The organism is Haloferax prahovense, assembly GCF_000723845.1.
Taxonomy (GTDB): Archaea; Halobacteriota; Halobacteria; order Halobacteriales; family Haloferacaceae; genus Haloferax; species Haloferax prahovense.
Window position 1 is genome coordinate 2404280 of sequence record NZ_LK053000.1, and the last position, 11748, is coordinate 2416027.

The 11748-nt window shown below is 68.7% G+C and carries 16 protein-coding genes; 9 read left to right on the forward strand and 7 right to left on the reverse strand.

All coding sequences use genetic code 11. The features are described from left to right. Nucleotides 1–181 precede the first annotated feature (181 nt). The 4 genes from BN984_RS12055 to BN984_RS12070 all read right to left on the reverse strand — a co-directional run bounded on the left by BN984_RS12055 (nucleotide 182) and on the right by BN984_RS12070 (nucleotide 2979). Nucleotides 182–1201, reverse strand: coding sequence for a presenilin family intramembrane aspartyl protease PSH (locus BN984_RS12055; RefSeq protein WP_049968327.1), 1020 nt, complete (start codon nucleotides 1199–1201; stop codon nucleotides 182–184). 48 nt (nucleotides 1202–1249) lie between these two features. Then, nucleotides 1250–1474 (reverse strand): H/ACA ribonucleoprotein complex subunit GAR1, encoded by a 225-nt coding sequence (locus tag BN984_RS12060; RefSeq protein ID WP_004977496.1) that lies wholly within the window; start codon nucleotides 1472–1474, stop codon nucleotides 1250–1252. Next, the gene (gene srp19 / locus BN984_RS12065) at nucleotides 1474–1752 is read right to left on the reverse strand and encodes a signal recognition particle subunit SRP19 (RefSeq protein WP_008092751.1); all 279 of its coding nucleotides are present in this window, start codon (nucleotides 1750–1752) and stop codon (nucleotides 1474–1476) included. The genes BN984_RS12060 and srp19 overlap by 1 nt, the downstream gene beginning before the upstream one ends. Before the next feature lie 90 nt (nucleotides 1753–1842). Then, nucleotides 1843–2979: a PGF-CTERM-anchored ABC transporter substrate-binding protein gene (locus tag BN984_RS12070; protein WP_049968328.1), complete on the reverse strand. Its 1137-nt coding sequence runs from the start codon at nucleotides 2977–2979 to the stop codon at nucleotides 1843–1845. A gap of 60 nt (nucleotides 2980–3039) precedes the next feature. Between BN984_RS12070 and btuC the strand changes: the two genes are divergently transcribed. The 4 genes from btuC (at nucleotide 3040) to BN984_RS12090 (ending at nucleotide 7613) form a co-directional block, all read left to right on the forward strand. After that, nucleotides 3040–4134 (forward strand): vitamin B12 ABC transporter permease BtuC, encoded by a 1095-nt coding sequence (btuC, locus tag BN984_RS12075; RefSeq protein WP_008092755.1) that lies wholly within the window; start codon nucleotides 3040–3042, stop codon nucleotides 4132–4134. A 101-nt stretch (nucleotides 4135–4235) separates the two neighbouring features. Beyond that, nucleotides 4236–5588, forward strand: a complete 1353-nt coding sequence (locus BN984_RS12080) for an ATP-binding cassette domain-containing protein (protein ID WP_449404898.1) — start codon at nucleotides 4236–4238, stop codon at nucleotides 5586–5588. Nucleotides 5589–5671: 83 nt separating this feature from the next. After that, nucleotides 5672–6841, forward strand: a complete 1170-nt coding sequence (gene cetZ3 / locus BN984_RS12085; protein ID WP_049968330.1) for a tubulin-like protein CetZ3 — start codon at nucleotides 5672–5674, stop codon at nucleotides 6839–6841. 73 nt (nucleotides 6842–6914) lie between these two features. Next, nucleotides 6915–7613 (forward strand): RNA ligase partner protein, encoded by a 699-nt coding sequence (locus BN984_RS12090; RefSeq protein WP_008092760.1) that lies wholly within the window; start codon nucleotides 6915–6917, stop codon nucleotides 7611–7613. An 8-nt stretch (nucleotides 7614–7621) separates the two neighbouring features. Here the strand turns inward: BN984_RS12090 and BN984_RS12095 are convergent, their stop codons facing one another. Both BN984_RS12095 and BN984_RS12100 read right to left on the reverse strand, forming a co-directional pair. Continuing rightward, nucleotides 7622–7822 (reverse strand): DUF7511 domain-containing protein, encoded by a 201-nt coding sequence (locus BN984_RS12095; protein WP_008092761.1) that lies wholly within the window; start codon nucleotides 7820–7822, stop codon nucleotides 7622–7624. After that, nucleotides 7822–8169 carry a winged helix-turn-helix domain-containing protein gene (locus tag BN984_RS12100; RefSeq protein WP_049968331.1) on the reverse strand — a complete coding sequence of 116 codons (348 nt, stop codon included), beginning with the start codon at nucleotides 8167–8169 and terminating at the stop codon, nucleotides 7822–7824. Before BN984_RS12100 ends, BN984_RS12095 begins: the two co-directional genes overlap by 1 nt. Before the next feature lie 184 nt (nucleotides 8170–8353). Between BN984_RS12100 and BN984_RS12105 the strand changes: the two genes are divergently transcribed. After that, complete coding sequence (locus BN984_RS12105) at nucleotides 8354–8995, forward strand: helix-turn-helix domain-containing protein (protein ID WP_049968332.1); 642 nt, start codon at nucleotides 8354–8356, stop codon at nucleotides 8993–8995. 94 nt (nucleotides 8996–9089) lie between these two features. After that, nucleotides 9090–9224, forward strand: coding sequence for a DUF7560 family zinc ribbon protein (locus BN984_RS20070; protein ID WP_008092767.1), 135 nt, complete (start codon nucleotides 9090–9092; stop codon nucleotides 9222–9224). Between the two features lie 84 nt (nucleotides 9225–9308). On the opposite strand, the gene BN984_RS12110 is transcribed toward BN984_RS20070, so the two are convergent. Beyond that, on the reverse strand, nucleotides 9309–9830 hold the full coding sequence (locus BN984_RS12110) for a halocyanin domain-containing protein (protein ID WP_049913410.1): 522 nt from the start codon (nucleotides 9828–9830) through the stop codon (nucleotides 9309–9311). A 73-nt stretch (nucleotides 9831–9903) separates the two neighbouring features. Between BN984_RS12110 and BN984_RS12115 the strand changes: the two genes are divergently transcribed. The 3 genes from BN984_RS12115 (at nucleotide 9904) to BN984_RS12125 (ending at nucleotide 11725) form a co-directional block, all read left to right on the forward strand. After that, nucleotides 9904–10233, forward strand: a complete 330-nt coding sequence (locus BN984_RS12115) for an Htur_1727 family rSAM-partnered candidate RiPP (RefSeq protein ID WP_008092771.1) — start codon at nucleotides 9904–9906, stop codon at nucleotides 10231–10233. After that, nucleotides 10230–11438 carry a TIGR04347 family pseudo-SAM/SPASM protein gene (locus BN984_RS12120; protein ID WP_049968333.1) on the forward strand — a complete coding sequence of 403 codons (1209 nt, stop codon included), beginning with the start codon at nucleotides 10230–10232 and terminating at the stop codon, nucleotides 11436–11438. The genes BN984_RS12115 and BN984_RS12120 overlap by 4 nt, the downstream gene beginning before the upstream one ends. A 101-nt stretch (nucleotides 11439–11539) precedes the next feature. Then, nucleotides 11540–11725: a hypothetical protein gene (locus BN984_RS12125; RefSeq protein ID WP_049968334.1), complete on the forward strand. Its 186-nt coding sequence runs from the start codon at nucleotides 11540–11542 to the stop codon at nucleotides 11723–11725. Nucleotides 11726–11748: the final 23 nt, after the last annotated feature.

Sequence of the window (11748 nt, forward strand, 5' to 3'; positions counted from 1 at the left end):
TGTAGATGAATTTCATGTGTTAGTTATATGATATCTATAGAGTGATAGCCCTTGTGGGAGTTATAATAAAAATCCCCATACCTAACATCGATACCGGCAGGTTCTGTGACCGACTTGCGCCCTGTATTCAGCACAGCCGCAACAAATTGTCACTGACAGAGATTTTCGACGGAGCCGCGTTTCAGAGGTACGGCGCGAGTCCGAGCGCGGAGACGAGCGGGACGCCCGCGACGACTGAGCCGACGAGGTAGCCGCCGATTGCGCCGCCGTTGAGAAGCGGCAGGCCGGCGTGCGCCCGCCCCTTCATCACGGCCCACATCAGCCCGGCGAACCCGGCGAACGTCCCGACCATGGCGAGGAGCGCCGGGAGGTTGAGCGCCGGGAGTGCACCGAAGCCGAGCGACGGCGCTTCGGAGAAGAACGCGCCCGAGGCGACCATCACGGTCGGCATGACCGCGTCGCCGAGACCGATGAAGAAGGCGTCGCGCTCGCCGGAACCGGAGTCCTCGGCGTCGGTGTCGGCAGTGGTGTCAGCCGTCTCCGCGTCGGCCACCGCTGCCGGTTCGCCCCCGTCTGTCGCGTTCTCGCCATCGCCGACCTCGTTGGCGTCGCGGGCGAAGTCGTCGTCGAGAAGCGAGTACGACAGCGTCGTCGGAATGACGAGCACGACCGGGATGCGGAGGTCCATCACGCCCTCCGCGAGGTCGAGCATGTGCTTTGTCTTGTAGACGCTGATGGCGTCGTAGATGGCGAGGACCGAGAGGAGCACGATGGCCGGCAGCAGGCCGAAACTGATGCCGAACAGGGCGGCCGCGCCAGCGCCCATGAGCGCACCTGCGGTGTCGATGACGTACCACTCGGGGTAGACGAGGAGGGCGAGCGAGACGCCCGCCGAGAGGGCGATGGCGACGAGCGCGTTGGGGACGAGCGCGGCGAAGACGTACCACGCGAGCAGGCCGCTCGTGAACACGATGATGAGGCGGATAAGCTGGTCGAGGTCGTACTTGAACGCCGCGAGCATGAACGCGGTCATGGCGATAATCGCGCCGATGTAGAGGAGGCTGTTCGTCGGGTCGGTGGGGTCTTCGACCGTCTGGTATCCCTGTTCGAAGAACGTCGGCACGAGGGCGAGCGCACCCACCTGCACGACGAGGAAGATGAGGGCGGCGAGGGCGACCCCCCGATAGGCGCGGCGTGACATGCAGGGGCGTTCCCACCCGAGGAGTATGGGGGTTGCGCTCTGGAGTCGTCAGCGAGCGTAGAGCTTGCTGCCGACGAGCCGCGCGGGCGAGCCGTCGTCTGCCGTGACAGCGACGTAGGGGCGGTCGACCGGGCCGAACACGTCCACGATGCGACCGACCGTCGACAGCGACTCGTCGAGGACCATGGTTCCGATGTCGGGCGTGTCGTCGTCGTCGAGGCGGACGATAGCGAGCCCCTGCGCCGTTCGGGAGACCGTGCCGATTCGCCGCATCAGTCGCGGAGGATTCCGACGTAGGCGGCGACCGCCTGCACGATGTCGTTTTTCGTGGCGTCGTCGGCGTTGTTCACGAGGACGCGCCCGCGAGTGTCGAACTCCCGAGAGTACCGCTTGTCCCGTTCGATGACGGCGTCGTAGCCGACCTGCTGGACGGCCTTCGCAATCTCGTCGACGGTCGGCGCTTCGACCGCCGCGGACTGGGCGACCCGTCGGCCCTCGCTGCGCGAGAGCGCGGCGTCGAGGTAGGCGGGGTAGATGACGTTCTCGACCATACCCGTGTGTCCGCCATCCGCCGGTAATACGGTTGTGGTCTCACGGAGCCGGACGACGAGAAATGGAAAACGACGCGCGAGTCGGTCCGGTTACCGGCGACGCGCGAGCAGGACGACCGCGCCGATGGCGGCGAGGCCGGCGACGACGCCGAATCCGGGCGCGTCGCTCTCGGTGGTCGATTCCGACGACTCGGTCGTCGCGGGCGACTCGGTCGCGTCGGTTTCGGTCGCATCCGCGGCCGTGGTCGTCTCAGTTGCGTTCTCGGTGGGCTCCGTCGCCGACTCGTCTTCGAGCTGCTGGTAGCGCTCGTAGGCGTCGGGGTGGACGGCTTCGAGAATCTCCTCGCTCGCCTCGACGGCTCGCGGGGCGGGCTGTTGGAGCTTGTGCGCCTCGATGACGATGACGTTGCCCTCCTGTATCGCCGTCGTGCTGTTGTACGCCGGACTGCTCGGCACCGGCGCGTGGTCGGGGACGACGATGTGCTCGGGGTTCATGTCGACGACGAGTTCCTCGTTAATCTGGGCGAAGCCGGTGAGGTTCGCCTCCGCCGCGCCGTTGCGCAGGCCGGCGGTCGTCATAATGTCGGAGATGAACGTCTCGGAGCCCGAGGTGTAGCCGAAAAAGGAGTTGAGACCGACGGGACGCTCCGCGTCGTCGAGGGCCTGTTGCATGTGCTCCATCGACTCGCGCATCTCGCCCGCGCGCTCGACGCCGGCCTCGCAGTTCCCGGTCATGCGGCCGACGCGCTCGGTCTTGTTGGCGACGGCGTCGAGCGACTTCCCGGACTCGAAGACGACGACCGAGATGTCCGCCGAGCGAAGCTGTCCGACGCGGTCGGGCTCGGCGTTGTACGAGGAGTTCGGGACGAGCACGAGGTCGGGTTCGAGGCCGATGACGGCCTCGACGTTGAGGCCGCCGGAGCCGGAGACGTTCCCCTTCTCCGATGCGCCGTCGAGGTACATGGCGTACTGCGAGACGCCGACGACCTCGTCGCGCGCGCCGAGTTCCCACATGGTCTGGGCGGCGCTCGGGTTGGTCGTGACGACCCGGTCGGGGTCGTCGGTGATGGTGACTTCGGTTCCCGTGGCGTCGGTGACTGTCATCGGGAACGTACACTGCGCGGTCTGCTGCTGTGCGGTCTGGTCTACCGCGGCCGCGGCCGGTGCCGGAACCCCGGCGAACACGGTCGCGAGCGCCAGTAGGGCGACGACGAGTTGTCGGTTCACGGTAGTGGCCTCAGCGACTGTTCAATAAATATTTACCTACTGAAAGCGCGGTTGTGTTCAATGAGCGTTCGCACGCGGGCGACCACGTGGTCGCTCGGCCTCTCCGGGCTCTTGCTTCTCGTCGTCGTCGTGAGCGCCGGCATCGGGGCCGTGACCATCCCGCCCCGGACCGTCGCCGCCATCCTCGCCGACGCGGTTCCCATCCCGGTCGGCGTCTCCCTCGGCGGCGCGACGGTCCTCCCCCTCGTCGGGTCGGTTCCGACGCCGACGCTGGAGTTCGTCTCGCCGTTCGCGTTCTCCGTGCCGAGGCCCGCCCGCATCATCGTCCTCTCGGTCCGCCTGCCGCGCATCCTCCTCGCGGCCCTCGTCGGCTTCGCGCTCGCCACCGCGGGAACCGTGATGCAGGGCTTCTTCCGCAATCCGATGGCCGACCCCTCCATCGTCGGCGTCTCCTCGGGGGCCGCCGTCGGCGCGGTCGCGACCATCGTGCTTTCGCTTTCGATTCCGTTCGGTCTCGAGGGCGCGGCCTTCGTCAGCGCCGTCGTCACCGCCTTCGTCGTCTACCTCCTCGCCAGCGAGAACGGTCGGACGCCCGTGGCGACCCTGCTTCTCGCGGGCGTCGCCATCCAGACGTTCCTCGGCGCGGTCATCTCGTTTCTCCTCCTCCAGAGCGGCGAGAGCCTCCGGCAGGTCGTCTTCTGGCTCATGGGCCATCTCGCGGGCGCGACGTGGAGCGAGGTCGGCATGCTGGCGCTCGTCCTGCCGCTTCCGTTCGTCGTCTTGTTGGTCCACGCCCGCGACCTGAACGTCCTGCTGCTCGGCGAGGAGGACGCCCACGCCCTCGGCATCGAGGTCGAGCGGACGAAACAACTGCTCCTCGCCACCGCGAGCGTCGTCACCGCCGCGGCCGTCTCGGTCTCCGGCGTCATCGGCTTCGTCGGCCTCGTCGTCCCCCACATGCTCCGACTCCTCGTCGGGCCCGACCACCGGGTGTTGCTCCCGGCGTCGGCGCTGGCGGGCGCGTCGTTCCTCGTCGCCACCGACACCGTCGCCCGCTCCGGCGGCGCGGAGATACCGGTCGGCGTCGTCACCGCCGCCGTGGGCGCGCCGTTCTTCCTCTACCTGCTCCGCACGCGGGAGGTGCGCTCGCCGTGAGCGACTTCGACCGCTCCAGCGGCACCGACCTCGGTGCCGACGCGGACTCCGCCGACTCCGACCCCTTCGGCGACGCCGACCCGGCGATTCGACTCGACGACGTGTCGCTCTCGCTCGGAGACACCCGGATTCTCGACTCCGTCTCCGTCGACGTGGGCGAGGGCACCTTCGTGGGCCTCATCGGTCCGAACGGCGCGGGGAAGACGACCCTGCTCCGGACGCTCAACGGCGCGCTCGCGCCCGACGAGGGGTCGGTCCGCGTCGTCGGCGAGGACGTGCACGCCCTGTCGTCGAAGGCGGCGAGTCGGCTCGTGGCGACGGTCCCCCAGACCACGAGCGTCACCTTCGACTTCCCCGTCCGCGACGTCGTCGAGATGGGTCGGACCCCGCACCGTGGGCGGTTCGACGGCTGGCGCGAGCGCGACACCGCCGCTGTCGACGACGCTATGCGCCGGACCGCCGTCGAGTCGCTTGCCGACCGCCCGGTGACGGAGGTCAGCGGCGGCGAGCGCCAGCGCGTCCTCATCGCCCGCGCGCTGGCACAGGAGACGCCCGTCTTGCTCCTCGACGAACCCACCGCCAGCCTCGACATCAACCACCAGGTCCGCACGCTCGAACTCGTCTCCGACCTCGTCGCGGACGGGACGACCGCGGTCGCGGCCATCCACGACCTCAACCTCGCGGCCCACTACTGCGACGCGCTCATCCTCCTCTCGGGCGGGCGCATCCTCTCGGCGGGCGACCCCGCGGCGGTGCTCTCCGAGGAGCACTTACGCGAGGCCTTCGACGCCGAGGCGGTCGTCTCCCGGCACCCTGTCACCGGTTCGGTGTACGTGACCGCCCTCCCGCCGTCGTCGGACGACGCCAACGGTCGGGTTCACGTCGTCGGTGGCGGCGGCACCGGCGCGCGGGCGCTCCACCTGCTCTCGGCGGCCGGCTACGCCCTCTCCGCCGGCGCGCTCAACGAGGGCGACACCGACGCCGAGGCGGCCCGCCGAGTCGGCGCGGACCTCGTGACCGTGCCGCCGTACTCGCCCGTGGACGACGCCGCGCGGGCCGCGGTCGAGTCGCGGGTCGAAGCCGCCGACGTAACCGTCGTCGCCGACGTGGAGGTCGGAGACGGCAACCTCGCCAACCTCGACGCGGCCGCCGAGGCCGACCGCCTCGTCCTCGTCGAGGAACGCCCCTTCTCGGAGCGAAACTACGCGGGAGACGACGGCTTCGCGGTCTACGAGCGCCTCCGGGAGCGCGGCACCATCGTCGAACCCGGTGACTTGCTCTCGGTCGTCGGCGAACTCGCCTGCGACTCGTTCCGCGAGCGTGACGCCGGCGGGGACGGCACCGGCGACGGCGAAACCGGTCCGGGCGACGCCGACGCCGGCGCGAACGACACAGAATCGACCCACGACGACGCCGTTGGCGACGACACGGCGGCCGACCTGTTCTCCGATTAAGCTGTCGTTGCACAGCGCTACGCACAGCATATTCAAGGCCTGAGCGCGCGTCTAGTGGTTCGTTTTCTGAGAGGAACACGGACATGAAACTCGCACTCATCGGTATCGGACAGGCTGGCGGCAAGGTCGTCGACGTCCTCGTCGACTACGAGCGACGGACGAAGACGGGGTTCGTCGTCGACGCTATCGCGGTCAACTCGGCTCGCGCGGACCTCCGGGGGCTCCGAAACGTCCCCGAATCGCGGCAGGTGCTCGTCGGTCTGACGCGCGTCAAGGGCCACGGCGTCGGCGCGGACAACGAACTCGGCGCGGAGGTGACCGCGGAGGACGTGGGCGACGTGCTCTCGATGGTCGACGACCTCCCGGTCCACGAGATAGACGCGTTTCTCGTCGTCGCCGGGCTCGGCGGCGGCACCGGCTCCGGCGGCGCGCCCGTCATCGCGCGCGAACTGAAGCACATCTACACCGAGCCCGTCTACGGCCTCGGTATCCTCCCCGCGCGGGACGAAGGCGGCATCTACACGCTCAACGCCGCGCGGTCGCTCCAGACGTTCGTCCGCGAGGTGGACAACCTCATCGTCTTCGACAACGACGCCTGGCGGAGGACCGGCGAGTCGCTCGAAGCCGGCTACGGCAGCCTCAACGCGGAGCTCGCCCGCCGCCTCGGCGTGCTGTTCAGCGCCGGCGAGGGCGACGGCTCCGGGGCAGTTGCGGAGTCCGTCGTGGACGCCTCCGAGATAATCAACACGCTCGGGAGCGGCGGCGTCTCGACTATCGGCTACGCCGCCGTCGAACTCGACCGCCCCAAGCGCGGCCTGCTCTCCCGGCTCTCCGGCGGGAACGCCGTCGCCGAGGACGGCGGCGACTCGACGAACCGCATCACCAGTCTCGTGCGTCGCGCCGCCCTCGGCCGGCTCACGATGCCCTGCGAGATTGCCGGCGCGGAGCGCGGCCTCGTCGTCGTCGCTGGCCCGTCGGACGTGCTCTCGCGCCGCGGCATCGAGCGCGCGCGGACGTGGCTCGAAGACGAGACCGGGACGATGGAGATTCGCGGCGGCGACTACCCCGTCGACTCGGACTTCGTCGCGGCGGTCGTGCTCCTGTCGGGCGTCTACGACGTGCCGCGGGTGAAGGAGCTGCAGGCGGTCGCCATCGAGACCCAACGCGACATGCTCGCCAAGCGCGAGTCCAGCGCGGCGTCGCTCGACGACCTCGTCTCGACCGGCGACGACCGCATCGAACCGCTGTTCTGACCGTCTCTCCGGCGGTTCCTCTCACTTTCATCACGGGGAAGGGTCATAGTGCCGCGGTACCAATTGGCGACCGATGGCCGAGTACCCGCTGAAACAACGGTTCGTGCTCGACACCTCGCTGTTTCTCTCCGAGGAGATTCGAGACGACGACGAGACGTTCGAGGAGGGAATCGAACGGCTCCTCGACACCATCGCCGCCGCGCGACTGGACCTGAACATCTCGTGTTACATGCCGCCGTCCATCGCCGCGGAGTTGGAACACATCCTGCGCGAGCGCGGCGTCTCGGAGGACGTACTCGGCAAACTCGACACGTGGGTCATCAAGAAACACCCCGACCGCTACGAGGTGTACATCCCCGCGGAGGTCGTCTACCGCTTCATCGACGAGATGTCCGACCGAGTCAACCGCGGCCTCCGCGTCTCCGAGAAGGCCGTCCGCAAGGCCGAGGAGTCGAAACAGCGGTCCAACGGCGGGTCGAAGCTCTCCGACGTGGATAAGGTCATCTCCGACCTCCGCGAGGACTACCGCGGCGCGCTCAGACAGGGCGTCCTCGACTCCCGCGAGGACTTCGACCTCCTCATCCTCGCCCGTGAACTGAACGCCGGCGTCGTCACGGAGGACACCGGCATCATCAGTTGGGCCGCCGACTTCGGCCTCCGAAACCTCCGCGGGCGGGCGTTTCCGACCCTCTTAGAAGAGTACCTCATGGCGCTCGACAGCCCGCGCCCGTGGAGCAAGGGCGACGACGGCGTCGACGCCGACCGACTGTAACGCCGCGCTTACTCCATCGATTCGAGGTCGACGAAGCTCCCCTCGAACGCCGATAGCCACCGGGTCAGTTGCGCTTCGGGCGTCGCGTCGGCCGGGTAAATCGTGCACTCCTCGCGCCCGTCGGGATGGGTAGTCATCCGAGATGCGAGCCGCGGGCGCACGGGGTGTTCGCGCCCCGAGTCCGGCGGGTGTGCCGGTTCCGACCCCATCAGCGGTCCCCGCTGAGGGCGACTTCCAGCCCCCGTTCGTCGTCCAGCGAGACCGTGACCGACTCGACGCTCGACCGGTACTGGTGGGTGTGGGTCCCGTTCGCCCGCAGTTGGAGCGTCTCTTCGAGCAACGCCGCCTCCGAGAGCTGTTCGACCTTCCGGTAGGTCGTCGACAACGGTACGTCGCACACCTCGGAGAGGTCCTGTGCGGTCATCGGCTCGGTCGCGCCCTGCAGGGTCGTGAGAATCTGCCGGCACGCGCGGTCCGAGAGCGCTTCCAGCACCTGTTCCGCCTCCAGTTCGGCGGGCTTCGGTCCGGTCGGCTTGCGTCTGAGGCCGGTCTGCATGCTCACCCGTAGCTTCGGCCGCGTCGTCCGTCGAAGGGCACCCAGAATATACAGGGCGCTTTATACACCCCGTGACCCGCCGTGGTCCGCGCGACGGCAGTCGGCGGGTGGAAACGAACCACGATATAAAGGCCCGGTGTATCGGGGGTGTTTATATCAGGGGCTGGAGAGACTGCATACTCTTATGACGAGCGCAGCGGGCATCAGAGCGGAGTTGAAAGTGACGGGGCCGGACGGCTGTCCGGTCGCGACCGTCTCCGAGGGCGACACCTCGGGCTACGCGCTCTCGCGGAGCATGGCTCCCAACGAGCGCGGGTCGGTCGTCGAGGAGTTCGTCTTCGACGACGACGCCGAGGTCCCGGAGGAGATGGAGGAGTTGTTCGCGTACGGCGACGGGAGCGTCTACCGGTTCGACCGCGAGGGCGGCATCGGCTGTCCCTGCGAGCGCGTCGAGGCGTTCGACTGCCCGGTCGTGGACGTTCAGACGCGCGACGGCGCGCTGTTTTTGACCTTCCACGCGCCCGACGTTGAGACGCTCCGCGACGTGGTCGCCTCCCTTCGGGAATCGTCGGGCTCCGTGGACGTGCGCCGACTGCTCCAGTCGTCGTCCGACGAGTCGCGGGACCTCGTGTTGGTCGAGCGCGGCCAGCTCACCGACCGCCAGCGCGAGGTGCTGGAGACGGCCCACGAGATGGGCTACTTCGACCACCCGCGGCGCGCCAACAAGGGCGAGGTCGCAACCGAACTCGGCATCACGACCTCGACGTTCTCCGAGCACCTCGCCATGGCGCAAAAGAAGCTCATGGGTGCCATTCTTCAGGGGTGACGAGATGAGACGCACCGACGGGGTATCAGCCCCCCGCGAATGCAGGGTGCGCCCCCTCGGACCTCCACGGCGTACCACTAGTCGGTGAGCAACGATGCGCGAGTTCGACGTGACCTGTCCCGAGTGCGGCGAGCGCTATCGGGTCAACGAGCCGATGATGCGGACGCTCCGGGAGACCGGCTGCGTCCTCTGTACCGCGCCGCTGAACGACGTCCTACGGTCCGCATGACGCCGACACCGGCCGGCCTGCCCGCGGACTGAGGGGGCTGGGGAGTTCACTCGCCCGCAACGACGCGAAGACGACGACGTGCGCTTACTCGACGACGACGACGCCGACCATGCCGAGCGTCTCGTGAGGGACGCAGACGTACTTGTACTCGCCGGACTCCTCGAACGTGTACTCGAAGGTGTGGCCCTCGGAGACGGTGAGGTCCGACTCGAACAGCCCGTCTTCGCGGTTGACGACGTTGTGGGTGCCGCCGTTTCCGGTCCACTCCCAGACGACCGTCGTTCCCGGCGAAACCTCCACCGCGGCGGGAGCGAACGCGTAGCCGCCGCCGTTGCCGGCCGCACCGACCGCGACCGTGACGGTGTCCTGTCCCGTCAGGTCGTGGACGCCGTCGTAGTTCCCCGTCCGGTCGAACCAGCCGCCGAAGTCCCGCATCTCGCGGTCGGCGGTGTCCTCCCCGCCGGACGAATCGCCGCCGGAACCGCCCCCGTCGTCCGCGCCGCCGGAGCCGTCGCCGGACGAACTCGAACAGCCCGCCAACAGCGCGATACCTGTCGAAGCCGCCGTTGCGCGGAGAACCGACCGCCGGGTGAACCGTTGCGTCATTAGCTGGCCGTAGTGAGTGGCCGAACAAGTCTAAAGCTTCGATTCCCACGCGCTGAAAACGGGCGAAACGAGCGTGGCCGCCCCGCCCGAAGGCGACGACATGGACGACGACGACCCGAGGCGACGACCGCGAATCGACGGCAGCCGCCAGTGGGAAGTGTTCTACCGCGACGCGTCGGCCGAGCCGATGCGCCACGTCGGCAGCGTGAGCGCACCCGCCGAGGACCTCGCGACCGAGCAGGCGCGGACGCTGTTCGGCGACGGCGACGCGGACCTCTGGCTCGCGCCGGCCGACGAGTTCCTCCGACTCGGCGGGAACGACCTCGCCGCGAACGGCGACGCGGCGGACGGCGAGACGGCGGGGGCCGCCCGCGGTGCCGAAAACGGGGTGTCGGTCGAGTGATTTCCATCAGCAAGCTCCTGTGCGGGCAGGGCGCCGAGGGCGACGGCCTCCGCTACGACGACCCCGACGCCGACATCGACCAGATACGCGAGGAGAAACAGAAACGTCCGGTCGTGGTCTGGAACACGACGCGGCGCTGTAACCTCTACTGCGAACACTGTTACGCCGGGGCCGACCTCGACCCCGCGCAGGGCGAACTCTCGACCGCAGAGGCGAAGGGGCTCATCGACGACCTCGCGGCCTACGACGTGCCCGTCCTGCTGTTTTCGGGCGGCGAACCGCTCGTCCGAGAAGACCTCGTCGAACTCGTCGACTACGCCACCGACGCCGGCATCCGGGCGGTGCTTTCGACCAACGGGACGCTCATCACCGAGGAGAAGGCCCGAGCGCTCCGCGACGCGGGGCTCTCCTACGCCGGCGTCTCCGTCGACGGGTTGGAAGAGCGCAACGACCGCTTCCGCGGGAAAGAGGGCGCGTTCGACGCCGCCGTCCGCGGCATCGAGAACTGTCTGTCGGTGGGGCTCAAGACCGGCCTCCGGTACACCATCACCGAGCACAACGCCGCCGACATGGAGGACGTGGTCGACCTGCTGTACGACGTCGGCGTCGACCGCTTCTGTTTCTACCACCTCGACTACGGCGGCCGCGGCGGCGACATCGCCGACGCCGACCTCGACGACGAGGCCCAGCGCCGCGCCGTCCACCGACTGTTCGACATGACCCGCGAGTACCACGCCGAGGGCGAGGAGATAGAGACGCTGCTGGTCGGCAACTACGCCGACTCCGCCTACGTGGTCGAGTACGCCCGCGACGAACTCGACGCCGACCACGCCGAGCGGATTCACCGGTACCTCCGCGTCAACGGCGGCGACCCGACCGGCGAGCGCGTCGCCGACGTGGACTACCGCGGCGACGTCCACCTCACGCAGTTCTGGCAGGGCTACAGCCTCGGCAACGTCCGGGACCGCCCGTTCGGAGACATCTGGGACGACGAGTCGAACCCGCTTCTCGCCAAGCTCCGCGAGCGCGAACGGCATCTCACCGGCAAGTGCGCGACCTGCCAGTATCAGGACGTGTGCCGCGGCTCCTCGCGGCTTCGGTCGCTCGCGGCGACGGGCGAACTGTTCGGCCCCGACCCGCAGTGTTACCTGACGCCCGAAGAGCGCGGCGCGGGGGCCGACGCGAGTCCGGGCGCGGCCGACTGACAACTGCGGGCGGGCCGCGTCCGTCGGACCACAACCGCGTCCCGTTTCACCCGCTGGGAACGCTCCGCACGCTTATTTTTCGGCGAGTCCAACCGCGGGGTATGGAAACCAAACGAGGGGTCCCGAACATCCTCGGGAACGGTCTCGTCGGCGTCGGGATCGTCCTCTTCGCCGTGGCGGTCGCGGGCGCGGTCGGCGTCGTGGACGTGCGCTTCTCGCCGGGGGTCTACCTCATCTTCGTGGCGATTAGCTTCATCCTCGCGTGGCTGTTGCGGTCGCTGACGTAGGGAGCCGAAGAGAAATCGAGTGA